Origin of the sequence: Bradyrhizobium sp. URHA0013 (assembly GCF_000518345.1) — a bacterium.
Lineage (GTDB): Bacteria > Pseudomonadota > Alphaproteobacteria > Rhizobiales > Xanthobacteraceae > Bradyrhizobium.
This window is the reverse complement of sequence record NZ_KI912426.1, coordinates 1,387,147-1,410,722: the sequence shown is the minus strand read 5'-3', so window position 1 is coordinate 1,410,722 and position 23,576 is coordinate 1,387,147. Positions and strand designations below refer to the sequence as shown.

Genomic DNA, 23,576 nt, shown 5'->3' with positions numbered 1-23,576 from the left:
TCCTGGTGCTGGTCTGCGATTTCGAAATTCAAATGGGATGGTCTCGACTGTGTTGATCGCTGCGCTCACGCCGCCTTCAGTCCATCGATCAGGACGTCCAGGCTGCCGAACAGCGCGCTTGCCTGCACAAGGCGGCGATCATTGCCGGTGCCTACGATCAGGGCCGGGACGCCGTTGGCGCCGAGCCGGCGCATTTCGGCACGCGCTGCCTCGAGACGCGCGCGATACGCGGCGATCAATACGGTGTCGGGGCTCGCCAGGCGGGCGGCAACCTCCGGCAAATTCATCGCGCAGAGCACATCCGACAGAACGGACATGTCCGTGCTGTCGCGGCCCTCGACATAGCGGACGAGCTGGAAGGCCTTCAGCGCCGCGAACTCCCGATCAGGCGCCGTGAGCGCGACAGCCGTGAGCGCCAATGTCGCCGGGCCGGAATCGAACAGGCGCGTGCGGTCGCCCAGCACATCGCGGCGATAGGCTTCGCTGAAGGGCTGGCCGCTCAAGCGCGAAATCCGCTGGTCGTTGGTCCAGGCATAGGCGGCAAAGCCGTCGTCCATCGGACGCGCGCCCTCGCCGGCGAACAGGCCTGTCGGCGCAAGTTCGACCGAAAAATCCGGTCGGGCGACGAGCTGTTCGAGCAACGTGGAGGCGCCGTAGCACCAGCCGCAGAGCGGGTCGAACAGGTAGGTGATGGGAATGCGCGCGGACATGGCGATCTCCTTGAATCGCAATGTGGCACGTGCCAATTGATAGATAAACATCAACAAAACAGACAGAATGTATGGTATTAGCTGACAGTAGATCTGACCGGACGAGCCTATGAACCTGAACCGCCTCGCCTATTTCGCAGCCGTCGTGGACACCGGATCCTTCACGCGGGCCGCCGAGCGGCTCGGCATCACCAAGGCCGTGGTCAGCCAGCAGGTGGCGCAACTGGAGCGCGATCTCGGTACCAGCCTGCTCGTGCGCACGACGCGCCGGGTTCATCCGACCGAGGCGGGCCGGATGTTTCATGCGCGCTGCGCCATGATCCTGCGCGAGGCCGAGGATGCCTTCGACGAACTCGCCCAGGCAGCCGCTGCGCCGACCGGCACATTGCGGATCACGGCGCCGAACGACTACGGCACCGCCGTCGTGGTCGCCGTCGTCACCGCCTACGCGGCACGCTATCCCAACTGCCGGGTGGAGTTGACGCTCGAAGATCAGACGGTCGACCTCGCCTCAGGCCAGATCGACATGGCGATCCGGGTCGGCTGGCTGGTCGATTCCAGCCTGCAAGCGCGCAAGATCGGATCGTTCCGGCAATGTCTGGTCGGCGCTCCCGCGTTCACGGATCGGATCGCCGCCGCGCGCGATCCCGACGACCTCGTGACGCTCCCGTTCGTCGCCAACATGGCGCTGCGCGAGCCGCTGCTGTGGCAGTTCTCGCGCGGCGATCTCGATCGACGCGCCGTGCGCCTGCAGGCGAGCATCGCCATCGACACGACGCCGGGGGTGCTCGCGGCCGTGTTCGCCGGCGGCGGTCTGTCGGTGCTGCCGGATTTCCTGGTGGCGGACGATCTCGCGGCGGGGCGCCTCATCCACATCCTGCCGCAATGGCAACTGCCATCCGGCGGCATCCACACGGTCTACCCCGCAGCCCGCTTCCGCCCGCCGAAAGTGACCGCGTTCGTGGAGATGCTGATCGCGGCTCAGCGACAGGGGAGTTCGGTCGGGGCGGATTAGGGCATGTACTCGCTAAGCGGCTAGCGGCGATAACCAGACCTCAGGTTACGAAAGCGCATCTGATGCGGCCTCCCTGCGGGTGAAGCAAGGTCCCACACCAGTTCGGTCTAAGCGGGAACTGCCTCGATGACCTGGAAGTGCGAGCCCGCGCGAGTTGTGCCGCGTATCTCAAATCCGGCCGTTCGGCATAGCTCGGAATATTCTTCGTAGCTCCGTTCCAATGCACCGAGCATGACAAGCATATTCAGGTCACTGAATTTCGAGATTGGCCCCTCGTTCGGCGGCTCCACCACACGTTCGACAAGGAGCAATCTGGCATCAGCGGTCATCGCGCGGCGGCAGGTCTTCAGGATAGAAATCGCCTCCTTATCGTCCCAATCGTGGATGATCGCCCGCATCACGTAGGCGTCGGCCCCCTCCGGGATCGTTTCAAAGAAACTGCCTCCAACGATTGCGCATCTGTCGGCGACATCATGTTGGGTCAGAACTTCAGCCGCCTTGCCAACCACGTGCGGTTGATCGAACAGCGTTCCGCGCAGGCCCTTGTTTGCCGCGAGAATTCCCCCCAACAGTTGACCTTGGCCACCCCCGATATCCGCGACGTGACGAAAACGGCTAAAATCGTAGGCGGCGATGATGGCCTCGATGGCGCCACGAGAATTGGCCGTCATGGCTCGGTTGAAGATCGCGTTCTCATCTGGACGGGTGCTGCGATACTCCCATACGCTCTGACCGTTGAGATGCCGAAAGGCATTCTCCCCAGTGCGGACGCTGTGTTCAAGATTGCCCCAGGCCTGCCAGGCATAAGGTCGGCCGACATATGCGGCCCAGCCGTCGAGTGGCGTCGGCGAGTCAGAACGAAGACACTCGCCGATCGGAGTGAGCGAGAACGTCTTGTCCTCGGCCTCATGGAAAACACCGGCTGAAGCCAGCGCCCGCAAGAGCCGATAAAGTGTCCTGGGATGCGATCCGCTGAGCCGAGCAAGTTCGTTGCTGCTTAGTGGCCCGCGACTGAGGTGGTCGGCTATGCCAAGCTGGGCCGCTACGTGAATGGCCTGCGAAATCTGATAGCCGTTAATCAGCCGCGTAAGGTCCGAGAAAGCATTCGCGGTCATGATTTCATCTCCTCGCGCGGCCACGCGCACAGTGAAGATCCATCGAGTGCGGGCATTCGTGCAAACGGATGATATCGCAGAAATTGCGGTACGCACGCTGTATCGCAACGAAGCCCTTCAGATTCGACGCGGCTTAGGGGCCACAAGCCGCAGATCACGCTCAAGGTGGGTGAATCCCGCTTTGCTTTGGCGAGCCGAGCCAAGCCGGTGACCTGCCGCGCCTCAGTCGCGCGATACCACCAGCCCTGCCAGCAGCGGCGCATACGCGGCGAGCCGGCGGGATACGAACTCCGTGAAGAGCCGCACGCGCTTGGTCTTGCGTGTCTCGCCCTGCGTGAGGAGCCAGACCGTTCCGTACATGTGCAACTCGGTCCCCGGCACCCTCACCAGTAATGGATCGGCATCGCCGACGAAGCACGGCAGCGTCGTGATTCCGAGCCCTTGCCGGACAGCAACGATCTGCGCCCCGGCGTCCGTGACCCTGAATGGAACGCCCGTGGTGCGAACCTCACCCGCGCTGGCCCAGTCCGGGATGCCGTGAATGCTGATGACGATCCAGCGGAAGGGATCAGGCGCGCCGGCACGCCACGCGACCAGTCGATTCCGGGACATGTAGACGCCGCCGAACAGCTCCGGTCCCTTCATGCCGTGAAGATTTTGCGGCAGCGTTTTGCGATCGTAGACGACGCGGATCGCGACGTCGGCCTCCCGATTGGTCAGATTTGCCAGCTCGCCAAACGACAGGATATCCATCTCGATGTCGGGATGCAGACGCGCGAAATCGGCGAAATCAGGCATGAGCAAATGTGTCGCCATCGGCGGCGCCAGCGTCACCCGCAGACGCCCGCGCACGCTCTGATCGCGCCCGAACACGCGCGTCTCCAGCTGGTGCGACGACGCTTCCATTTGGTCCGCAAATTCGAGGACCTCCTCGCCCGCAGCCGTCAGCCGGTAGCCCGAAGGCAGCTTTTCGAACATCTGGACCCCGAGGCGTTCCTCGAGCTGGGCGATGCGTCGCAGCACGGTCGCGTGGTTCACGCCGAGGTGCTCGGCGGCCGCCCGCACCGAGCCTCCCCGCGCGACGGCTAGAAAATAGCGAACATCGTCCCAGTCGATCATGGTGCAATCCCGCACCGCGCGGTGCGCCTTCCAAGTCCAATCGAACGCCTCGTACCGCAGTATGGGCGGTCATCATAGCCCCGTTCCGGCAGGCGCAGCCCCTTCCCAACGGCCCGACGTCGATCGTCGCCGCTGGCGTCAGTCGTCCGGCCGGATCGATTTCGCACCACCGATGTGCGCGTTTCCGCACTCAACGCCTGCCGCCGCCGGACCTATCTCGCGGGTCTCGGGGGCAGATGCTGTCCCGACACCACGACAGGAGAAATCATGGGAAAGCTTGACGGCAAGGTTGCGGTCATCACGGGCGGATCGAGCGGCATGGCGCTGGCGAGCGCCAGGCGGTTCGTTGAAGAAGGTGCTTATGTTTTCGTCACAGGCCGGAGGCAGGAGGCGCTCGACGACGCCGTCAAGTTGATTGGCCGGAACGTGACGGGCGTGCGCGGCGACGCGGCCAATCTCGACGACCTCGACCGCCTGTTCGAAACGGTCAAGCGGGACAAGGGCAGGATCGACGTCCTGTACGCGAGCGCCGGCATCGGCGAAGCCGTCCCACTGGGCGAGATCACCGAGCAGCATTTCGATGCAACCTTCGGCCTGAATACGCGCGGCACGCTGTTTACTGTGCAGAAGGCGTTGCCGCTGTTTCGCGATGGCGGATCGATCTTCATGACGGGGTCCGTTGCGTCGGTGAAAGGTTTTCCTGGTTACGGCGTGTATGCGGCGAGCAAGGCGGCGCTGCGCTCATTTGCACGCACGTGGCTCAACGAACTGAAGGGCAGGAATATCCGGGTGAACGTGCTGAGCCCGGGGCCGATCGCCACACCGATGCAGGATCAGGTTCTCACCGAGGAAGCGAAGCGGATGTTCGAATCCCTGATCCCCAGGGGAACGATGGGTCGTCCTGAGGAAATCGCGGCGGTCGCGCTGTTTCTTGCTTCAGACGATTCGAGCTTCGTGAATGGGGTGGAGTTGTCGGTCGACGGCGGCTTCTCGGCCATCTGAACGGCCCGGAAATCAATATCAACACGGATTGGAGAAATATTATGAGCTACGCAATCATAGGATTCGGCAAGATCGGCCAGACCCTCGCCCATGCCTTCGCCCGTAAAAGCATCGCCGTAACGGTCGCGAGCCGCCGGCCGCCCGAGGCGTTGGCGCCGCAGGCCCGGGCGATTGGACCCACGGTCGTCGCCAAGTCGCTGCGGGAAGCACTGGAGGCCGACACGATCATCCTGGCGGTCCCGTTCGGGGAGCATCGCGAGGTTGCGAAGGCCCTGCCGAGCTGGAAAGGCAAGACGATCATCGACGCGACGAACGGGTTTGGAGAAGAGCTGGATGGTCTTCTGTCCTCCGCTGTCGTCGCGAAGGCGTTCACCGGCGCCAAGCTCGTGAAAGGTTTCAATCACCTGGGTGCGGCCACTCTGGCCACCGATCCGGTCGTCGAGGGCGGCCACCGCGTCGTCTTTCTCTCGAGCGACGACGACGACGCGATTGCTCCCGTGGCGGCGCTGGCCAAACAACTCGGGTTCGCACCCGTCAAGCTGGGAAAGCTCAACGAGGGTGGCGCGCTGGTGCACGCACGCGGCCGGGTTTGGGGCCCGCTCATCTTCCAGGATTTGTTCAGGAAGGAGCAGTAATCGGCGTATCGGCGCCGTTCCAAGAGCGGAGCGACGCCCGGAGAAGCGGGCGGATTACGCCTTGCGGCTAATCCGCCCTGCGCACTGGCCGTGACGACCGCAGGCGTGCCCTCTACCGCCGCGTCGACAACCGCGGAGAACCTGGCCTTGGCATCGCGAATTCAATTTCGCGTATGGGCAAGCCTGGATTTTTATAGCTTAACACCGACGCTCGTCAGAAAGCTTCCCATACGGTTGTCAACCTCGGCCTTCGTCTCTGCCCACGCCGGGAACGACCGAAGAAGATTGTCGTGCCAGGCGATCATGTTCGGATAGTCCTTGAACGGAAACTTTGCACGATCGACCTGGAAGAAAGGCGCCGCAATATCGATATCAGCAAAGGTCAACGCATCGCCAACCATGAACTTGCGGCCTTCAAGATGCTGGTCGAGGACCTTCGCTGCGGCGCGGATCTTACGCTCCGCGAACGCGATGAGGGACTCGTCCTTCGGCAAGCCCATGATCGTCTTGGCGACGCGCTCGTCGAAGAGAGTGGTCGTGAAGGTGCGCCACTGTTCGCCGGACCAGAACATCCACTGAAGCACCTGGAATTGCTCCTCCGGCGTGGTTCCGACCAGCGGCGAATTCACCTTGCTGGCGAGATACAGATTGATCGCTGACGCTTCCCAGACAATGGTGTCCCCATCCTCCAGAACCGGAGTGAGACCGTTGGGATTGAGACGTGATTTGAACGCGTCGGTTTGGCTCTCGCCTTTGAAAAGGTCGACGCTCACGCGATCGAGTTCAATGCCCATGATCTTCGCAGCCGTGGTCACGCGACGCAAGCTGCCCGAGCCCGCATCACCATAGATCTTGATTGCCATCACTCTTCCTTTCGGCACGGCCCAGCGGGCGGCCGACTGCCGAGTCGCATATTCGTTTTGCAAATGAAATTGACGCCTATAGAATGGTATCTATTCTTGAGAGGAATGGATTGAGGATTGCATGCGTGGCCCGGCGTGTCCGGAAAACAAGTGACGGATAAGCTGGACGCGATGCGGATGTTCGTGCGCGTCGTCGAAAGCGGAAGCTTTTCGCAGGCGGCGCGTGACCTCAACGTCAGCCAGCCGACGGTCAGCAAACAGCTCGCTGCGCTCGAAGCGCGGCTCGGGACGCAACTCCTCGCGAGAAATTCCCGTGCCCTTGCCGTGACGCCGGCAGGACAGGACTATTACGAGGCCACCGTCCGTATCCTTCAGGATATCGACTCGCTCGAAGAGAGAGTCCTTGAGGGGCAGTCCGCCCCTTCAGGGCTGGTCCGCGTGACCCTCTCGCCAGCCTTCGGGAGGATGTTCGTTATTCCCCGGCTATCGGATTTCAGGAACCGTTTCCCCGACGTCGCGATTGAGATGGAAGTCTCCGGGCGACACGTTGACCTCATCGAGGAGGGCATAGATGTCGCGATCCGTATCGGTCGGCTTTCGGATTCAGCACTCGTCGCCCGGCGCATCGGCGACATGCGGATGATAACCGTGGCCTCTGCCAGCTATCTTGCCCAACACGGCGCGCCGCAAACGCTAGGCGAACTGCGCAACCACCAGCGCATCAGCTATGTCTACCAGGGCGATATCATTGGGTGGGGTTTCCACGTCGACGGCGGGCAGGTCACGGTCGATGGTGGGGGAGCGTTCCGCACGAATGACGCCGAGCATGTCCGCGGCGCGGTTCTCGCGGGCCTCGGCATTGCCCATCACGCCAGTTGGTTGTTCACGGATGTGCTGGCGTCGGGCGAGGTCGTACGCATTCTGGACCAGCATGCGCCGCCGCCCTTCCCGATCAACGCAGTTACCGCTGCCGGACGGCGCATGCCCTCCCGGGTGCGGCAATTCATTGATTTCCTCGCTGCGATTTGCGCCGAGGAGCCGGAATTAAGGGTCGACGAAGGCTAAAGCGGCAGGGAGTGGACGGCGTGACCGGACAGTGCACTAAACTTGAGACTGGTTTGGTGCGCCGTCACCGTCACTCCGGATCACTTTTTAGTCGTGCCGTCAGATGGCAGCTCCGCCGACCCGCCGATTTTGTTCGAGACCACGTAGACGTCGACGCCGCTCATCGAGCATTCCTCGCTTGATGCCTGGTTTTTCGTGATGACCTCGATCGTCTTGCCATCCTTGGTGTGAAAGGTGATGTCGTAAACCTGCTGGTAGAGGTCTTTGCCGATCTTTTCGGATGCGAGACGAACGGCCTTGGTCTGCGCCTCGATTACCGATGGGATGTCAATCAGGCCGGCGTTCTTGAGGTGCACGAGGGCCATGTTGGTGGGCCAACTCGCGCAGCCCGGAGACTTCGCCAGAGCCACCGCAGCCGGCATCACAAATATTGCGGCCATCACCACTTTCAACGCGGCGCGCATCAGCAAGCGGTCTCTGAAAACTACTCCCACTCAATCGTCCCAGGCGGCTTGCTCGTCACGTCGTACACCACCCGGTTCACGCCCTTCACCTCGTTGATGATGCGGGTGGCGGTCTCGCCGAGAAACTTCATGTCGAACTGGTAAAAGTCCGCGGTCATGCCGTCGGTTGAAGTGACGGCGCGCAGGCCGACGACGAAGTCGTAGGTGCGGCCGTCGCCCATGACGCCCACCGTCTTCACCGGGAGCAGCACGGCGAAGGCCTGCCAGATGTCGTCGTAGAGGCCGTGCTTGCGGATCTGGTCGATGTAGACGGCGTCGGCCTTGCGCAGGATGTCGAGCTTGTCGCGTGTGATGTCGCCGGGGCAGCGGATGGCGAGGCCGGGGCCCGGGAACGGGTGGCGGCCGACGAAGATTTCGGGCAGGCCGAGCTCGCGGCCGAGCTTGCGCACCTCGTCCTTGAACAGCTCGCGCAGCGGCTCGACCAGCTTCATGTTCATGCGCTCGGGGAGACCGCCGACATTGTGGTGCGACTTGATCGTCACCGAGGGACCGCCGGTGAAGGAGACGCTCTCGATCACGTCGGGGTAGAGCGTGCCCTGCGCCAGGAAGTCGGCGCCGCCGATCTTCTTGGCCTCGGCCTCGAACACCTCGATGAAGAGGCGGCCGATGGTCTTGCGCTTGGTTTCGGGATCGGTGACGCCTTCGAGTTCACCGAGAAATTGCTTCGAGGCATCCACGTGCACGAGCGGGATGTTGTAGTGGTGGCGGAACAGGTCGACCACGGTCTTGGCTTCATCGAGACGCAGCATGCCGTGATCGACGAACACGCAGGTGAGCTGCTCGCCGATCGCTTCGTGGATCAGCACGGCTGCGACCGCGGAATCGACTCCGCCGGAGAGGCCGCAGAGCACCCTGCCCTTGCCGACCTGGGCGCGAATTTTGGCGATCTCCTCCTCGCGGAAGGCGCGCATGGTCCAGTCGCCGGACAGGCCTGCGATCTTGCGAACGAAGTTGCGGATCAGTTTGGCGCCGTCGGGCGTGTGCACCACTTCGGGGTGGAACATCAGGCCGTAATATTTGCGCGTCTCGTCCTGGATGATCGCGAACGGCGCGTTCGGCGACGTGCCCGCCACCGAGAAGCCCGGCGGCATTTTTGTAATGCGGTCGCCATGGCTCATCCAGACCTGGTTCTTGCCGCCTGGCGACCAGACGTCCTCGAACAGCTTGCTCGGCGCCTTCACCTCGACATCGGCGCGGCCGAATTCGCGGTGATGGCCGCCCTCGACGGTGCCGCCGAGCTGCTCCGCCATGGCCATCTGGCCGTAGCAGATGCCCATCACCGGCACGCCGGAATCAAAGATCGCTTGCGGGGCGCGGGGCGAGCCGGCCTCATGCACCGATTCAGGGCCGCCGGAGAGAATCACCGCCTTCGGCTTCATCTCGTTGAAGGCTTGTTCGGCCTTGTTGAACGGGACGATCTCGCAGTAGACGCCGTCCTCGCGCACGCGACGCGCAATGAGCTGCGTCACCTGGCTACCGAAGTCGACGATGAGAATCTTGTCGTGCGCCGAGGCCACGGAGGGCGTCGACGCGGAGCGGTCGGTCTGTGCTGCTGTCATGGCAAGCAAATACGCGACGGGGACTTTTCCCGCAACCGCGCGGGCCGCGGGCCCACATTCTTCTTTGGGCATGGACACATCAATATAGGTAAGTATTATTGACCTAATATGGCACGTCACTCACCAAGGGCGAACAGGGAGAACGTCATGCCACACCATCATCAGCCGTCGAATCTCGCCGCACTCGGCCGCACCTGGGTCGAGGCCTGGAACGCGCGCGACCTCGAACGGGTGCTCACGCTCTATGACGAGGACGTCGTGATGACGTCGGACCGCATCCCAGCGATGGGGTTCGATGAAAGCGGGACCGTGCGCGGCAAGGATGCGTTGCGCGCCTATTGGGGCAAGGCGCTCGCGCTGTTGCCGAACCTGCATTTCTCGCTCATCGAATTGTTCGTCAGCCCTGATAGCGTGGTGGTGTTCTACGAGAACGAGCGGGGAAAGCGGATCTGCGAATATCTGCGGGTGAATGCGGCCGGAAAGATCGTGCAGGGATCGGCGAATCATCCGGTGCACTAGCCTGACCCCGTCATTGCGAGCGGAGCGAAGCAATCCAGAATCTGTCCGCGGAGATAGTCTGGATTGCTTCGTCGCAAGGGCTCCTCGCAATGACGGAGACTGTGGCGAGCACATACGCTAACAACACCGGCGCCGGCTCTGACACAGGATTCCAGATGAAGCTCCCCACCTCCCCCTTCACCGTCACCGACTGGAGCAAGGTCGAGCCGACCATCCATCCCGGCGAGACCGGGCAGGCGCAGTGGCGCACGCTCGACATCGGCGATCTCCGGGTGCGGATGGTCGAATATACGCCGGGCTATCTCGCCGACCATTGGTGCGACCGCGGCCACGTGCTGTACGTGCTGCAGGGCGAGCTCGACAGCGAGCTGCGCGACGGCCGCAAGTTCAAGCTTACGGCGGGGATGAGCTACCAGGTCTCGGATTTCGGCGACGCAGCGCACCGGTCCTCGACCGCGACGGGGGCGACGCTGTTTATCGTCGATTGAGCGCCCCGGGAGGGTTAATTTGCACCGCAAAATAGCATAATTCGGGGACATCCCGAGCGGCGGGTGGTGCCTTGAAGTGGCCCCAAAATCTCGCTATATTGTGATCATCGATACTTGGCCGAACGACTGGGCCGCTTCGCTTCGTTGCTGACGGGCGCGCACGCTTCAGATGATTTCTCCAACATCGACTGATCAGGATTATGGGCGCAATAGTGCGTACCGGTCCGCGTGTTAACTTCTTAAGCAAAGGAAATTCCCATGGCTATGGGCACCGTGAAGTGGTTCAACAATCAAAAGGGTTTTGGTTTCATTCAGCCGGATGACGGCGACAAGGACGTGTTCGTGCACATCAGCGCCGTCGAGCGCGCTGGCCTCTCGACCCTCAACGAAGGTCAGAAGGTCTCGTTCGACATCGTCGCCGATCGTCGCAGCGGCAAGTCCTCGGCTGACAATCTCCGCGTCGGCTAACGCCAGCGCACCGTTCTGACCACGGACGTACCGGCAGAACGTAGAGCTAGAAAACCCCGCGACCGGGTTCCGGTTCGCGGGGTTTTTGTTTTGGGGCCCGCCGCACCGGCGGTGACGGGGGTGGGTTATGCCTTCTTCAGCACCGAGACGAAGAACCCGTCCGTGCCCGTCCGCCGCGGCGTCATCAGCCAGCCTTCCGGCGATTGCAGCGCGGCTTGCGCAAACTCCTCCGCCTTGTCCCAGAGCACGCTCGCGGTCTGCTCGGGCGGCACCACCGCGAACTCGGGATGGCGGGAGGTGAACGCCCTCACCTGCTCGCCGTTCTCCTCGGAAAGCACCGAGCAGGTGATGTAGGCGATGCGGCCGCCGGCCTTGAGCAGCGGCACCGCGCGCTCGAGCACCTCGGTCTGGTCCCGCAGGCGAATCTCCAGCGCGCCCGGGCGCATGCGCCATTTGGCATCGGGGTTGCGGCGCCAGGTTCCGGTTCCCGTGCAGGGCGCGTCGATCACGACGAGGTCGGCGGTGGCGCTGATCTCGGCCAGCGGATCGGCCTCGCCCTTGGGAGTGCGCACATCGGCATTGTGGACGCCGGCGCGCGACAGGCGTTCGTGGATAGGCGCAAGCTGCCGCTTGTCGCTGTCGGTCGCGATCAGCCGGCCCTTGCCCTGCATCATCGCGGCGAGCGCCAGCGTCTTGCCGCCGGCCCCCGCACAGAGATCGATCACCTGCTCGCCGGGTTTTGCCGCGGTCAAGGCAGCCGCAAGCTGCGACCCCTCATCCTGCACTTCAATGGCGCCCTTGATGAAATCCTCTTCGGCCTGGATGCCGGGGTTGCGCGCATCGGCCGAAAGCTCGATGCGCAGGCCGGTTGCGGACCAATGCGTCGGTTTCGCATGAAGATGAGCAAGCGCCCCCAGCGCCTTGTCGCGATTGGATTTTAGCGTATTGACGCGCAGGTCGAGCGGCGCCCGGCTCGCCATCGCGGCCGCCTCCGCGACGCGCTCGTCGCCGAACGCTTTTGCCAAATACGGATCCAGCCATTCCGGATAGTCGCCGGCGATCGCGGCCGGGGCACCTTCAAGGGACCGCGAGGCGAGCGCGGCCTGCTCGGCCTCGGTCAACGGCGCGGGGGCAAAGCGGCTGCCGTCGAACAGCGCGGCCATGGTGGCCGTATCCATGTTGCGCTCGAGGCGAAGCATGCCCATCAGCCGCGACCGCGCGGTATCCGAATCCATCAGGTAGGCGCTCGAGGCATAGCGGCGCAGCACGTCCCAGACGAGACCGGCAATGGCGGCGCGGTCGCCGGAGCCGGCGAAGCGGTGCGCGGTGCCCCACTCCTTCAGCGCCTTGGCCGCGGGCACGCGGTCCTTCTCGATGGTGTCGATCAGTTCGATGGCTGCGGACAGCCGGGCAGCGGGAGTCATTTGAATCTTTCAGATCAAATCCGACGGCTAACCGTCAGATCAACAAGAGCATCTTCAGTGCGAAGTAGATCCACATCGCGAGCAGCACGAGCACGCCGGCGAGCCAGATCGTGGAGCGGCGTCCGAGATTGTTGGAGGAGACGAAGATTCCGGCATGGACGAAGCGCGTCACGACGAACACCCAGGACATCAGCACGATGAAGAGATCGGCATGGCGCAACGGGAGCGCCAGCGCGATCAGGACATAGAACAGCACCGGCAGTTCGAACTGGTTGCGGTAGCAATTGGCGAATTGTGTGGCCCCCTTCGGCCAGTTGGGCTCGCCCAGCGCAATGTCACGACTCTTGGTCTCGCCGGAGACGAGCGCGCGCCGGCGTCCCATCGCCATGGCGATCAGGAGCGCGAAGGTGAGACCGACCTGCACGAAGACCGGCAGCAAAACCATTTGAACGGACATCGGAATTCCCGGGGTTGTCCCATCCGGCGGAAGCCACAGCTAGCGTCCATTAGCGGTCACCGCTGGTCCTGACAATCAACGAGTTGAACCGGCGTTCCCGATGAGGCGACCAACCGTCGACAGTTAAAGCGATTTCGCCCCTTGGGCGCGCAAGGCGAGAGACCGCCATGAACACCCTCTTCAGCCAGTTCGCCAGCCTGACCGGCGCGTTGACCGAGTCGGCCGACGGCCAGTTCGGCATCCTGATGTCGGCGCTGGCAGGCATCGCGACGGCGCTTGCGGTGGCGCTGGCGATGACGGTCTACTTCCGAATGAGCTATCGGACCTGGCGCGATGTCCTCAGGCACGGCCTCGCTGCGCTCGCCGCCCTCGCTCTGTTCGCCTTTGCCGCCTACGACATGCGCCATGCCGCGCTGGCCTATCTCGGCCTCAATCCGTCAAAACCCGCGGTCGAGTTCGAGATCCGCATGCCCAGGGAGACCTTGGCGGCGGCGTCCGACACCCAGATCGAGCTGCATACCGACCGAAACCAGACGCTGGCACTGGTCGAGGGCGTGCGGGAGCTCGGTGATGGCCGCTCCGTCCTGCGTGGCGCGGTGGCGCTCAACCACCGCACCGCGGACCGCGTGCTGGTCGTGAACCTGCCCGGCAAGGGCACCTTCGAATTCCGCCTCCGCCTGCCGGCCGAGCCGCATCGCTCCGAGCAGTCGGGCGCCCAATTCGGCCCTCAGTTCGGCCCTTGGCACCTCGCCGACCGCATCGCCTCGCCACTGGCGAGCCCGGTCGCGCCGCAGGACGCCTACATGATCCGCTATCGCGTGCTTTAACCTTGTTCGATCGCCGCAAGATGGGCGGCGAGGATTAGCGCTGCCCGTCGCTGCTCAAGCGACGCTTTTGAGATCCTGCTGGATCGCGGCAAGCAAGGACTGCAGCGCGTCGCTGTTCACTGGCTTAGCCCCGGTGTTGGCAGGCGCAGCATTGGCAGGCCGCGTGGCTTGGACCGGACGCTTGGGGAACGGCGGCATAGGCGTGGGTATCGCGGATTGCGCCAACGCGCCGGCGTCCTCGGTGTGAACGAACTTGCCATGGATGACGTCGTCGCGACGTCCCATGACAAACATCGTCGCCCAATAACCGGCGGCCACAAGGATTACGCAGAAAACAACAAGCTCTAACATCATCGCACCTGAAATATGCGCAATGATTCAATGCCTTCGCCTGCTCGTCAATGAACCGACGGTCACACCTGCGGCTTTTACGGGCGGGTGTGGCCGATCGGTCACTCTTTGTTAACCATACCCGGGCGCCGAGGGGGCCGAGAGCGGCGGATCAGGCCTTATCCTGCCCGACCCGCACCAGCTGCTTGCCGAAATTGGCCCCCTTCAGAAGCCCCATGAAGGCTTCGGGCGCGCTCTCCAGGCCCTCGGTGACGAACTCCTTGTACTTGACCGTGCCTTCGCGGACCCAGCCGGACATGTCGCGCAGGAAGTCGCCATGGCGGGAGGCGAAGTCGGAGACGATGAAGCCGCGGAAGGTCAGCCGCTTGGTCAGCGTCGCGCGCATCATGCTGGCGGCCCATTTCGGCGGCTTCGCTTCAGTGTCGTTGTAATGGGCGATGAGGCCGCAGACCGGCACGCGCGCAAACGCATTGAGCAGCGGGAACACCGCCTCGAACACGGCGCCGCCGACATTCTCGAAATAGACGTCGATGCCTTTCGGGCAGGCGTCCTTCAGCTTCGCCGCGAGATCGGGATCGCGGTGATCGATGCAGGCATCGAAGCCGAGCTCCTTCACGACGTAATCGCATTTGTCCTTGCCGCCGGCGATTCCAACCGCGCGTGCGCCCTTGATCTTCGCGATCTGTCCAACGGCCGAGCCGACCGCACCGGAGGCACCGGCGACGACGACGGTCTCGCCTGCTTGCGGCTTGCCGATATCGAGCAGGCCCGTGTAGGCCGTCATGCCGGGCATGCCGAGCACGCCGACGGCCGTCGAGATCGGCGCGAGCTTCGGGTCGATCTTGTTCAGCCCCTTGCCGTCGGAGATCGCGTGCGTCTGCCAGCCCGCGCGCGAGAGCACGATGTCGCCCTTGGCGAAGTTCGGATTGTTGGAGGCTGCGACCTCGCAGACCGTACCGGCTTCCATCACACCACCGACGGGCACCGGCGTCGCGTAGGACGGACCGTCGCTCATGCGCCCGCGCATGTAGGGATCGAGCGAGAGCCAGATCGTGCGCAGCAGGACTTCGCCTGCGGCAGGCGCAGGAACCGCGAATTCCTCGATGCGGAAATCGGACGGCTTTGGCTCGCCGACGGGACGCGCGGCGAGAACGATGCGTTTGCCTTGGGACATGATGGCTTCCTCCAATTTTCTGTCATTGCGAGCGAAGCGAAGCAATCCAGTCTCGTCAACACAAAAGGGCTGGATTGCTTCGTCGCACCAGCGCAAAATTGCTTCGCAATTTTGTCGCGGGCTCCTCGCAATGACGAGCTTTTGGCACGCGCACGCGACACACTCGCCGTCATCGTCCGCGAAGGCGGACGATCCAGTACTCCGAGACGGTTATGATTGAGCCGAAAGGCCGCGACGTACTGGATGCCCCGCCTTCGCGGGGGCATGACACCGTCATTTGGGCATGCGCGCGAATTCCAACGCGCAGCCGGAGACTAACCCCCGCCCGGATAGTTCGGCGCCTCGCGCGTGATGGTGACGTCGTGGACGTGGCTTTCGCGCAGGCCCGCGCCGGTGATGCGGACGAACTGGGCCTTGTCGTGCAGGTCCTTCATGTCCTTTGCACCAACATACCCCATCGCGGCGCGCAGGCCGCCGGCGAGCTGGTGCATGACGTTGCCGACCGGGCCCTTGTAAGGCACCTGGCCCTCGATGCCTTCGGGCACGAGCTTGAGCGTGTCCTTGATGTCCTGCTGGAAGTAGCGGTCGGCCGAGCCGCGAGCCATAGCGCCGACCGAACCCATGCCGCGATAGGCCTTGTAGGAGCGGCCCTGCCACAAGAACACTTCGCCTGGCGTCTCGTCGGTGCCGGCGAGCAGTGAGCCGACCATCGCGATGTCGGCACCGGCAGCGAGCGCTTTCGCGAGGTCGCCGGAGAACTTGATACCGCCGTCGGCGATGACGGGGATGTCGGACTTCTTCGCCGCCTCGACCGCATCCATGATCGCGGTGAGCTGCGGCACGCCGACGCCGGCGACGATGCGCGTGGTGCAGATCGAGCCCGGGCCGATACCGACCTTGATGCAGTCCGCGCCCGCATCGATCAGCGCCTGCGCACCCTCCGATGTCGCGACGTTGCCGGCAACGACCTGCACCGAGTTGGAGAGACGCTTGATGCGGTTGACCGCATGGAGCACGTGACGGGAATGGCCGTGCGCGGTGTCGACCACGACGAGATCGACGCCGGCGTCGATCAGCCGCTCGGTGCGCTCGAAGCCGCTGTCACCGACCGTGGTGGCGGCGGCGACGCGCAGGCGGCCCTGCGCGTCCTTGCAGGCCAGCGGATGGGCGACCGCCTTCTCCATGTCCTTCACAGTGACCAGGCCGACGCAGCGATATTGCTCGTCGACCACGAGCAGCTTCTCGATGCGATGCTGATGCAGCATCCGCCGTGCCTCGTCCTGGCTGACATTCTCGCGCACCGTGACGAGACCTTCATGCGTCATCAGCTCGGAGATTTTTTGCTGGCGGTCGGTGGCGAAGCGGACGTCGCGGTTGGTGAGGATGCCGACCAGCTTGCCCGGCGTGGACTTGCCCGCACCGGTGACGACGGGAATGCCGGAGATGCCGTGATCGCTCATCAGCTTGAGCGCGTCGTCCAGCGTGGCATCGGGGCTGATGGTGAGCGGATTCACCACCATGCCCGACTCGTAGCGCTTGACCTGCCGCACCTGGGCGGCCTGCCCTTCGGGATCGAAATTGCGGTGGATGACGCCGATGCCGCCGGCCTGCGCCATGGCGATCGCCATGCGGGCTTCGGTGACCGTGTCCATGGCGGAAGCCATGATCGGAATGTTGAGCGGAATGGCGCGGGTGACGCGGGAGCGGATGTCGACCTCGCCCGGCATGACGTCCGACAGGCCCGGCTTCAGCAGCACGTCGTCGAACGTAAGGGCTTCGCGAATGCCTTGTTGCACCGTGGCCATGTGCCAACTCCTTCCGCGGCCCTGCCGCAAATAGCTATGGATGAGCGCCGCCCTCGGCGTACCTTGCGGCAACGCCGGAGAATCGGAGCCCATCGGTGGGGTTGACGCGGGTCGATAGCACGGGCGGGCGACGAATCAAAGCAATTCGGACCGCCGGCCAGCCATGCACAGGCTTTTTAGGCAAATTCAGCCGGGATAACCGGCGGCAGCTTGTGCCGGCGGACGGCGTCCACGCCCCTCCTGTTCCGGCAGATCATCACGTTCTCCGACGCAGGACGCACCCCACCCTGGGGTCACGCAGGATTTAGGTGCCATGCGTCGATCCGCAATGGTCGCGGCCCAGTGGCGGTGATAAGCCGCAATTCTCGCCCTTTTCCAATTTCCATTTCCAATCCGTCATGGTCGACAAGCAACGCATCATTCCGCTGATCGTGGCCACTGCTCTCTTCATGGAGAACATGGACTCGACGGTCATCGCCACGTCGCTGCCCGCGATCGCGGCCGACATCGGCACGAGCCCATTGACGCTCAAGCTCGCGATCACCTCCTATCTGCTGTCGCTTGCGGTGTTCATCCCGGCGAGCGGCTGGACCGCCGACCGGTTCGGCGCGCGCATGGTGTTTGCGATTGCCGTCGGCGTGTTCATGGTCGGCTCGGTCGGCTGCGCGCTCTCGACTTCGGTCTCCGACTTCGTGTTCGCGCGCATCCTGCAAGGCATGGGCGGGGCAATGATGACGCCGGTCGGGCGCCTCGTGCTGCTGCGGTCGGTCGACAAGAGCGCGCTGGTCAACGCCATGGCGTGGGTGACGGTCCCTGCCCTGATCGGACCTGTGATCGGGCCGCCGCTCGGCGGCTTCATCACCACCTATGCGTCGTGGCACTGGATCTTCCTGATCAACATCCCGATCGGGCTACTCGGCATCTTCATGGCCTTGCGCTTCATCGATCCTATCAAAAGCGAGGAACGAGAGCCGTTCGACCTCTACGGCATGGTGCTCGCGGGCCTCGGGCTCGCCGGCATCGCCTTCGGGCTGTCGGTCGCCGGACTCAATCTGCTGCCATGGAGCACGATTGCCGCCCTGGTCGTCGGCGGATCGATCTCGATGACGCTGTATGTCATTCACGCGCGGCGAACCGGATCGCCGGTGCTCGACTTCACGCTGCTGAGGCTGCCGACACTGCGCGCGGCCATTCTCGGCGGCTTCATGTTCCGGCTCGGTATCGGCGCGCTGCCGTTTCTGTTGCCGCTGCTGATGCAGATCGGCTTCGGCCTCTCGCCGTTCAAGTCCGGCCTCGTCACGTTTGGCTCCTCGCTCGGCGCCATGGGCATGAAAGCGCTGGCCGCACGCATCATCCGCGCCTTCGGCTTCCGCAACCTGATGACGGTGAACGCGATCATCAGCGCAGTCTTTCTCGCCGCCTGTGCCCTCTTCACGGTGACGACGCCGCTGCTGATCATCATGATCATCCTCGTGGTTGGCGGCTTCTTCCGTTCGCTCGAGTTCACCGCGATCAACACGGTTGCCTATGCCGAGGTCGAGCACGCGCAGATGAGCCGCGCCACCACGCTCGTCAGTGTCAACCAGCAGCTCGCGGTCTCGGCCGGCGTCGCCGTCGGCGCCGCGTCGGTGGAGACGACGATGTGGCTCAGCCACGTCAGCGAGCTCAATGCCACCGTGTTCGCGCCCGCCTTCGTCGTCATCGCGCTGACCTCGGCCGCGTCGAGCTGGTTCTTCTGGCAGATGCCCGCCGATGCCGGCCACGAAGTCTCCGGCCGCAAGGCCGTGGAGATCGCGAGCCGTAAGGGTGCCGGCAAGGGCGCGGCCAAGGCGGCCGTCAAGGCGGCGACCGAGGATACGCAGGACGTGCGGGATCAGCGGCTGGGGTAGCCTCTCTTCTCGTCATTGCGAGCGCAGCGAAGCAATCCAGAATCCCTCCGCGGAGACAGTCTGGATTGCTTCGTCGCAAGAGCTCCTCGCAATGACGGAATTCGCGGCTACTGCGTCGCCCCGCCCCGAAATCCCGTCGCGAGAACGTAGCGCTCCGAGGAATCCGCACGGCTCGCGGCGGGCTTCACATGACGCACCATGGCGAAATCGCGCTTGAGCTGGGCGAGCAGCTCGGCGTCGGCGCCGCTCTGGAACGCCTTCGCCAGGAAGGTCCCACCCGGTTTCAGCACGTCGCAGGCGAACGCGGCGGCGGTCTCGATCAGGCCGACGATGCGAAGCTGGTCGGTCTTGCGGTGACCGGTGGTGTTGGCAGCCATGTCGGACATCACGATGTCGGCGCCGCCGTCGAGCATCGCCTTGAGCTTGTCCGGCGCGTCATTGTCCATGAAGTCGAGCTGCGCGAACTCGACCCCGGCAATCTCGGGGATTTCCAGCAGGTCGATCGCGATGACCTTGCCCTTGCCGTCGACCGAGCCGACGCGCTTGGCGGCGATCTGGCTCCAGCCGCCCGGCGCCGCACCGAGATCGACCACCGCCATGCCGTGCTTGAGCAGCCGGTATTTGTCGTCGATCTCGAGCAGCTTGAAAGCGGCGCGCGAGCGATAACCCAGCGCCTTCGCCTTCACCACATAGGGATCATTGAGCTGCCGCTCCAGCCAGAGCTTCGATGACAATTTGCGCTTGCCGTGGGTCTTGACCTGGACGTGCAAGCGGCCGGTGGTATCCTTGGCCATCTCACCAGCTCCTGAGCGCGCCGTCTTCGCGCATCATTTCGACCAGCATGCCTTCGCGCAGGCCCCGGTCGGCGACGCGCAGGCGTGGCAGCGGAAAGGCGCGGCGGATCGCGTCGAGGATGGCGCAGCCGGCCAGCACGAGATCGGCGCGCTCGACGCTGATGCAGCTGTTCGCCGCGCGCTCCTCGTAGCTCATGCCGAGCAGCTTGTTGATGGTCGCGGTAACGTCGGTGTCGTTCATCCAGACGCTGTCGATGCGGCGGCGGTCGTAGCGCGCGAGATTGAGATGGATGCCGGCGAGCGTCGTCACAGTGCCTGAGGTGCCGAGCAGATGCATCTCGGCGAGATCGCCGCCATGCTGTTCGGCGAACGGCGCGATGTGATGGGCGACCTCGCGCTCCATCGCGGCGTAGATCTCCGGCGTCACGTCGCGGCCGCCGAACTGCTCGGCCAGCGTGACCACACCGAATGGAATCGACATCCAGGCTTTGATGCGCGGCTCCGGATTTGCGGCGTCGCGCTCGATCCGCACCAGCTCGGTCGAGCCGCCGCCGATGTCGAACAGGATCGCGCCGCGGCCCCTGGGGTCGACCAGCGGCGAGCAGCCGAGCACCGCGAGCGCCGCCTCGGTCTGGCGGTCGATCACCTCGAGCTCGATCCCGGTCTCGGCAGCGACGCGGCTGCGAAAGCCTTCGGCATTCGAGGCGGCGCGGCAGGCTTCGGTGGCGATCAGCCGCAACCGCCGCGCCTTGCGCAGGTTGATCTTGTCGCGGCAGATGCCGAGCGCCACGATGGCGCGCTCGATCGCGGCCTCGCTGATGCACCCGGTTGCCGAGACGCCCTCGCCCAGCCGGATGATGCGCGAGAAGGAATCGACCACCCGAAAGCCGTCGTGGGTCGGACAGGCGATCAGGAGCCTGCAATTGTTGGTGCCGAGGTCGAGCGCCGCGTAGACGCCGGTTCCCGGCGCTTGCGCGCCGACGGCCGGTTCAGTGGCGAACGCCGCCGCCATCGACCCCAGCTCACCGTGCGGCGCAAGGCCGTCGCGGAGCCGCGTGTGGTCATTCATACAAACTGTCTTTCCGCGGCCGGTTGGGCCGATCTGGAATTGCTTTTTCGCCTGAAACCTTAGCAGCGCGCCAATCCTGCGCAACAACGCATCACATGGGACCATGCCCATTCGTGCGTTGTCGTGAACGGGCCGGTGGGTTATTTTTGAAGGGTCCGGTCCCCAGGCGCCCCCCAAACCGCGCATTTGCCGGCTTTTCAGGTCAATTCCATGCAAGAACACACCAAATCCTCCACGCTCGAAAACGCTATTGCACTGCAAAAATATGGCGTCGGGCAGCCGGTCCGTCGCAAGGAGGACGACACGCTGGTGCGCGGCAAGGGCCGCTACACCGACGATTTCAACCTGCCCGGCCAGGCCCATGCCGCGATCGTCCGCTCGACCCATGCCCACGGCGTCATTCGCGGCATCAACATCGACGCCGCCAGGGCGATGCCGGGCGTGCTGGGGGTGTGGACCGGCAAAGACCTCGATGCGGCCGGCTACGGCCCCTTCACCTGCGGCCTGCCGCTGAAGAGCCGTGACGGCTCGCCCCTGCTCCAGACCAACCGCCAGCCGCTCGCAACCGACAAGGTCCGCTTCGTCGGCGATCCCGTCGCCTTCGTGGTGGCGGAGACGCTGGCCCAAGCGCGCGACGCGGCCGAGGCGGTCGAGCTCGATATCGAGCCGCTGCCGGCGGTGACCGACCCTGAAGACGCCGCAAAAGCCGGCGCGCCGCAACTCTACGACCACATCCCGAACAATGTCGCGCTCGACTACCACTATGGCGACATCGAGAAGGTCAACGCCGCCTTCGCCAGCGCCGCTCACGTGACCAAGGTCGACATCGAAAACACCCGTGTCGCCGTGGTCTCGATGGAGCCGCGCGTTGGCCTTGCCTCCTACGACAAGACGACCGAGCGCTACACCATCCAGATGCCGACGCAGGGCGTCGCCGGCAACCGCGCCAACCTCGCCAAGAACCTGAAGGTGCCGAACGAGAAGGTCCGCATCCTCACCGCCAATGTCGGCGGTTCCTTCGGCATGAAGAACGTCAACTATCCCGAGTACATGTGCATCCTGTACGCGGCCAAGGAATTGGGACGGCCGGTGAAATGGCTGGACGAACGCTCGACCAGCTTCTTGTCCGACAGCCACGGCCGTGCGCAGAAGATTCACGCCGAGCTCGCGCTGGACGCCGAGGGGCATTTCCTCGCCGCCAAGCTCTCGGGCTACGGCAATCTCGGTGCCTACATCACCGGCGTTGCGCCCAGTCCGCTCTCGCTCAACACCAGCAAGAACTTTTCCAGCGTCTATCGCACACCGTTGATGGCCGTAGACATCAAGACGGTGCTGACCAACACCACGCTGATGGGCGCCTATCGCGGCGCCGGCCGGCCCGAGGCGAACTACTACATGGAGCGGCTGATCGACCGCGCCGCCGACGAGATGGGCATCAACCGGCTGACCTTGCGCAAGCGCAACTTCATCAAGCAGAACCAGATGCCGTTCGCCGCGTCCTCCGGCGTCACCTATGACAGCGGCGACTTCCAGGCTGTCTTCAACAAGGCGCTCGAAATCTCCGACCACGAGAATTTTGCCAAGCGCAAGAAGGAGAGCAAGAAGTCCGGCAAGCTGCGCGGCATCGCCGTCGGCTCTTATCTGGAGGTGACCGCACCTCCCGGCGTCGAACTCGGCAAGATCGTGTTCGATCCCGATGGCTCCGTGCAGCTCATCACCGGCACGCTCGATTACGGTCAGGGCCACGCATCCGCATTCGCGCAGGTACTCTGCCAGCAGCTCGGCGTGCCCTTCGACAGCGTCAAGCTGGTGCAGGGCGACAGCGATATCGTCCACACCGGCAATGGCACCGGCGGCTCGCGCTCGATTACCGCGACCGGCATGGCGATCGTGGGCGCCGCCAAGCTTGTGATCGAGAAGGGCAAGCGCGCCGCCGCGCATATGCTGGAGGCGTCCGAAGCCGACATCGAATTCGAAGGCGGCAGTTTCACCATCGCCGGCACCGACCGCAGCATCGACATCATGGAGCTCGCCAAGCGCCTGCATGACAGCAAGATGCCAGAGGGCGTGCCCGACAGCCTCGACGTCGATCACACCAGCGAACCGGTGCCGTCGGCCTTCCCGAACGGCTGCCATGTCGCCGAGGTCGAGATCGACCCTGAGACCGGCGTCGTGCAGATCGTGCGCTACAGCGCGGTCAACGATTTCGGCACGGTGATCAATCCGTTGCTGGTCGCGGGCCAGCTCCATGGCGGCGTCGTCCAGGGCATCGGCCAGGCGCTGATGGAGCACGTCCGCTACGACGAGAGCGGCCAGCCGATCACGGGCTCGCTGATGGACTACGCACTGCCCCGCGCCGAGGACGTCCCGAACATGACGGTCGGCGACCACCCGGTGCCGGCCACGACCAATCCGCTCGGCAGCAAAGGCTGCGGCGAAGCCGGCTGCGCCGGCAGCTTGTCGACGGTCGTGAACGCGGTGATCGACGCGCTCTCCGACTACGGCATCAAGCACATCGACATGCCGCTGACGCCGGAGCGCGTGTGGCGTGCGATCCAGGACGCGAAGGGGAAAGCGGCGTAAAGCTGCCCTTCCGCCTCCACAAGCACACTTTCATCGCCCGGCTCGACCGGGCGATCCAGTACTCTGAGACGGCAGTGATTCACGAAGAAGCCTCGGCGTACTGGATGCCCCGCCTTCGCGG

General features: G+C 64.1%; 23 protein-coding genes. 10 read left to right on the top strand and 13 right to left on the bottom strand.

Translation table 11 applies throughout. The features are described 5' to 3' along the window. Nucleotides 1–65 precede the first annotated feature (65 nt). Nucleotides 66–710: a DsbA family protein gene (locus N551_RS0127165; RefSeq protein WP_027569596.1), complete on the bottom strand. Its 645-nt coding sequence runs from the start codon at nucleotides 708–710 to the stop codon at nucleotides 66–68. Nucleotides 711–819: 109 nt separating this feature from the next. Between N551_RS0127165 and N551_RS0127160 the strand changes: the two genes are divergently transcribed. After that, complete coding sequence (locus N551_RS0127160; protein WP_027569595.1) at nucleotides 820–1,725, top strand: LysR family transcriptional regulator; 906 nt, start codon at nucleotides 820–822, stop codon at nucleotides 1,723–1,725. A 107-nt stretch (nucleotides 1,726–1,832) separates the two neighbouring features. Here the strand turns inward: N551_RS0127160 and N551_RS0127155 are convergent, their stop codons facing one another. After that, nucleotides 1,833–2,840, bottom strand: a complete 1,008-nt coding sequence (locus tag N551_RS0127155; RefSeq protein ID WP_027569594.1) for a methyltransferase — start codon at nucleotides 2,838–2,840, stop codon at nucleotides 1,833–1,835. 222 nt (nucleotides 2,841–3,062) lie between these two features. Beyond that, nucleotides 3,063–3,959 (bottom strand): LysR family transcriptional regulator, encoded by an 897-nt coding sequence (locus N551_RS0127150; RefSeq protein ID WP_027569593.1) that lies wholly within the window; start codon nucleotides 3,957–3,959, stop codon nucleotides 3,063–3,065. 267 nt (nucleotides 3,960–4,226) lie between these two features. Between N551_RS0127150 and N551_RS0127145 the strand changes: the two genes are divergently transcribed. Beyond that, nucleotides 4,227–4,961, top strand: a complete 735-nt coding sequence (locus tag N551_RS0127145; protein WP_027569592.1) for an SDR family NAD(P)-dependent oxidoreductase — start codon at nucleotides 4,227–4,229, stop codon at nucleotides 4,959–4,961. A gap of 41 nt (nucleotides 4,962–5,002) precedes the next feature. Next, nucleotides 5,003–5,596, top strand: coding sequence for an NADPH-dependent F420 reductase (locus tag N551_RS0127140; RefSeq protein WP_027569591.1), 594 nt, complete (start codon nucleotides 5,003–5,005; stop codon nucleotides 5,594–5,596). Between the two features lie 191 nt (nucleotides 5,597–5,787). Here the strand turns inward: N551_RS0127140 and N551_RS0127135 are convergent, their stop codons facing one another. Further along, complete coding sequence (locus N551_RS0127135; protein WP_027569590.1) at nucleotides 5,788–6,459, bottom strand: glutathione S-transferase family protein; 672 nt, start codon at nucleotides 6,457–6,459, stop codon at nucleotides 5,788–5,790. A 150-nt stretch (nucleotides 6,460–6,609) separates the two neighbouring features. Here N551_RS0127135 and N551_RS0127130 point away from each other — a divergent pair, with 150 nt between their 5' ends. Next, nucleotides 6,610–7,524 carry a LysR family transcriptional regulator gene (locus N551_RS0127130; RefSeq protein ID WP_051462924.1) on the top strand — a complete coding sequence of 305 codons (915 nt, stop codon included), beginning with the start codon at nucleotides 6,610–6,612 and terminating at the stop codon, nucleotides 7,522–7,524. Nucleotides 7,525–7,604: 80 nt separating this feature from the next. Here the strand turns inward: N551_RS0127130 and N551_RS36340 are convergent, their stop codons facing one another. Together N551_RS36340 and guaA are read right to left on the bottom strand one after the other, a co-directional pair. Beyond that, entirely contained in the window at nucleotides 7,605–7,988 is a 384-nt protein-coding gene (locus N551_RS36340) for a hypothetical protein (protein WP_035962555.1), read from the bottom strand. Between the two features lie 20 nt (nucleotides 7,989–8,008). After that, nucleotides 8,009–9,607: a glutamine-hydrolyzing GMP synthase gene (gene guaA / locus N551_RS0127120; protein WP_027517434.1), complete on the bottom strand. Its 1,599-nt coding sequence runs from the start codon at nucleotides 9,605–9,607 to the stop codon at nucleotides 8,009–8,011. Between the two features lie 147 nt (nucleotides 9,608–9,754). Here guaA and N551_RS0127115 point away from each other — a divergent pair, with 147 nt between their 5' ends. From N551_RS0127115 to N551_RS0127105, 3 genes are all read left to right on the top strand, one after another. Beyond that, complete coding sequence (locus N551_RS0127115) at nucleotides 9,755–10,126, top strand: nuclear transport factor 2 family protein (protein WP_027569588.1); 372 nt, start codon at nucleotides 9,755–9,757, stop codon at nucleotides 10,124–10,126. Nucleotides 10,127–10,281: 155 nt separating this feature from the next. After that, nucleotides 10,282–10,614, top strand: coding sequence for a DHCW motif cupin fold protein (locus N551_RS0127110; protein WP_027569587.1), 333 nt, complete (start codon nucleotides 10,282–10,284; stop codon nucleotides 10,612–10,614). A 258-nt stretch (nucleotides 10,615–10,872) separates the two neighbouring features. After that, complete coding sequence (locus tag N551_RS0127105) at nucleotides 10,873–11,082, top strand: cold-shock protein (protein WP_007592195.1); 210 nt, start codon at nucleotides 10,873–10,875, stop codon at nucleotides 11,080–11,082. 125 nt (nucleotides 11,083–11,207) lie between these two features. On the opposite strand, the gene N551_RS0127100 is transcribed toward N551_RS0127105, so the two are convergent. Continuing rightward, entirely contained in the window at nucleotides 11,208–12,506 is a 1,299-nt protein-coding gene (locus N551_RS0127100; RefSeq protein ID WP_027569586.1) for an RsmB/NOP family class I SAM-dependent RNA methyltransferase, read from the bottom strand. Nucleotides 12,507–12,540: 34 nt separating this feature from the next. After that, nucleotides 12,541–12,963, bottom strand: a complete 423-nt coding sequence (locus tag N551_RS0127095; protein WP_027569585.1) for an MAPEG family protein — start codon at nucleotides 12,961–12,963, stop codon at nucleotides 12,541–12,543. Between the two features lie 167 nt (nucleotides 12,964–13,130). Here N551_RS0127095 and N551_RS0127090 point away from each other — a divergent pair, with 167 nt between their 5' ends. Continuing rightward, a complete protein-coding gene (locus N551_RS0127090) occupies nucleotides 13,131–13,790 on the top strand; it encodes a hypothetical protein (protein ID WP_027569584.1) in 660 nt (219 codons plus the stop codon). A gap of 54 nt (nucleotides 13,791–13,844) precedes the next feature. On the opposite strand, the gene N551_RS0127085 is transcribed toward N551_RS0127090, so the two are convergent. From N551_RS0127085 to guaB, 3 genes are all read right to left on the bottom strand, one after another. Further along, nucleotides 13,845–14,141 (bottom strand): hypothetical protein, encoded by a 297-nt coding sequence (locus N551_RS0127085; protein WP_081747964.1) that lies wholly within the window; start codon nucleotides 14,139–14,141, stop codon nucleotides 13,845–13,847. 151 nt (nucleotides 14,142–14,292) lie between these two features. Further along, nucleotides 14,293–15,315 (bottom strand): NADP-dependent oxidoreductase, encoded by a 1,023-nt coding sequence (locus tag N551_RS0127080; RefSeq protein ID WP_027569582.1) that lies wholly within the window; start codon nucleotides 15,313–15,315, stop codon nucleotides 14,293–14,295. A gap of 314 nt (nucleotides 15,316–15,629) precedes the next feature. Continuing rightward, nucleotides 15,630–17,120, bottom strand: a complete 1,491-nt coding sequence (gene guaB, locus N551_RS0127075) for an IMP dehydrogenase (protein ID WP_007609139.1) — start codon at nucleotides 17,118–17,120, stop codon at nucleotides 15,630–15,632. 398 nt (nucleotides 17,121–17,518) lie between these two features. On the opposite strand from guaB, the gene N551_RS0127070 reads away from it, so the two are divergent. Continuing rightward, complete coding sequence (locus N551_RS0127070) at nucleotides 17,519–19,009, top strand: MFS transporter (protein ID WP_027569581.1); 1,491 nt, start codon at nucleotides 17,519–17,521, stop codon at nucleotides 19,007–19,009. Between the two features lie 107 nt (nucleotides 19,010–19,116). Here the strand turns inward: N551_RS0127070 and N551_RS0127065 are convergent, their stop codons facing one another. Both N551_RS0127065 and N551_RS0127060 read right to left on the bottom strand, forming a co-directional pair. Continuing rightward, nucleotides 19,117–19,803, bottom strand: a complete 687-nt coding sequence (locus N551_RS0127065) for an RlmE family RNA methyltransferase (RefSeq protein ID WP_027569580.1) — start codon at nucleotides 19,801–19,803, stop codon at nucleotides 19,117–19,119. Nucleotide 19,804: 1 nt separating this feature from the next. Then, on the bottom strand, nucleotides 19,805–20,872 hold the full coding sequence (locus N551_RS0127060) for a Ppx/GppA phosphatase family protein (protein ID WP_027569579.1): 1,068 nt from the start codon (nucleotides 20,870–20,872) through the stop codon (nucleotides 19,805–19,807). Between the two features lie 210 nt (nucleotides 20,873–21,082). On the opposite strand from N551_RS0127060, the gene N551_RS0127055 reads away from it, so the two are divergent. Then, entirely contained in the window at nucleotides 21,083–23,455 is a 2,373-nt protein-coding gene (locus N551_RS0127055) for a xanthine dehydrogenase family protein molybdopterin-binding subunit (RefSeq protein WP_027569578.1), read from the top strand. Nucleotides 23,456–23,576: the final 121 nt, after the last annotated feature.

Bases quoted from the DNA above. Each gene is read 5' to 3' on its own strand.
- N551_RS0127085 (WP_081747964.1), bottom strand. From the start codon at position 14,141: ATGTTAGAGCTTGTTGTTTTCTGCGTAATCCTTGTGGCCGCCGGTTAT.
- N551_RS0127095 (WP_027569585.1), bottom strand. From the start codon at position 12,963: ATGTCCGTTCAAATGGTTTTGCTGCCGGTCTTCGTGCAGGTCGGTCTC.
- N551_RS0127160 (WP_027569595.1), top strand. From the start codon at position 820: ATGAACCTGAACCGCCTCGCCTATTTCGCAGCCGTCGTGGACACCGGA.
- N551_RS0127100 (WP_027569586.1), bottom strand. From the start codon at position 12,506: ATGACTCCCGCTGCCCGGCTGTCCGCAGCCATCGAACTGATCGACACC.
- N551_RS0127090 (WP_027569584.1), top strand. From the start codon at position 13,131: ATGAACACCCTCTTCAGCCAGTTCGCCAGCCTGACCGGCGCGTTGACC.
- N551_RS0127155 (WP_027569594.1), bottom strand. From the start codon at position 2,840: ATGACCGCGAATGCTTTCTCGGACCTTACGCGGCTGATTAACGGCTAT.
- N551_RS0127055 (WP_027569578.1), top strand. From the start codon at position 21,083: ATGCAAGAACACACCAAATCCTCCACGCTCGAAAACGCTATTGCACTG.
- guaA (WP_027517434.1), bottom strand. From the start codon at position 9,607: ATGACAGCAGCACAGACCGACCGCTCCGCGTCGACGCCCTCCGTGGCC.
- N551_RS0127135 (WP_027569590.1), bottom strand. From the start codon at position 6,459: ATGGCAATCAAGATCTATGGTGATGCGGGCTCGGGCAGCTTGCGTCGC.
- N551_RS0127145 (WP_027569592.1), top strand. From the start codon at position 4,227: ATGGGAAAGCTTGACGGCAAGGTTGCGGTCATCACGGGCGGATCGAGC.
- N551_RS0127140 (WP_027569591.1), top strand. From the start codon at position 5,003: ATGAGCTACGCAATCATAGGATTCGGCAAGATCGGCCAGACCCTCGCC.
- N551_RS0127165 (WP_027569596.1), bottom strand. From the start codon at position 710: ATGTCCGCGCGCATTCCCATCACCTACCTGTTCGACCCGCTCTGCGGC.
- N551_RS0127150 (WP_027569593.1), bottom strand. From the start codon at position 3,959: ATGATCGACTGGGACGATGTTCGCTATTTTCTAGCCGTCGCGCGGGGA.
- N551_RS0127070 (WP_027569581.1), top strand. From the start codon at position 17,519: ATGGTCGACAAGCAACGCATCATTCCGCTGATCGTGGCCACTGCTCTC.
- N551_RS0127060 (WP_027569579.1), bottom strand. From the start codon at position 20,872: ATGAATGACCACACGCGGCTCCGCGACGGCCTTGCGCCGCACGGTGAG.
- N551_RS0127080 (WP_027569582.1), bottom strand. From the start codon at position 15,315: ATGTCCCAAGGCAAACGCATCGTTCTCGCCGCGCGTCCCGTCGGCGAG.
- N551_RS0127115 (WP_027569588.1), top strand. From the start codon at position 9,755: ATGCCACACCATCATCAGCCGTCGAATCTCGCCGCACTCGGCCGCACC.
- N551_RS0127105 (WP_007592195.1), top strand. From the start codon at position 10,873: ATGGCTATGGGCACCGTGAAGTGGTTCAACAATCAAAAGGGTTTTGGT.
- N551_RS0127065 (WP_027569580.1), bottom strand. From the start codon at position 19,803: ATGGCCAAGGATACCACCGGCCGCTTGCACGTCCAGGTCAAGACCCAC.
- guaB (WP_007609139.1), bottom strand. From the start codon at position 17,120: ATGGCCACGGTGCAACAAGGCATTCGCGAAGCCCTTACGTTCGACGAC.
- N551_RS36340 (WP_035962555.1), bottom strand. From the start codon at position 7,988: ATGCGCGCCGCGTTGAAAGTGGTGATGGCCGCAATATTTGTGATGCCG.
- N551_RS0127110 (WP_027569587.1), top strand. From the start codon at position 10,282: ATGAAGCTCCCCACCTCCCCCTTCACCGTCACCGACTGGAGCAAGGTC.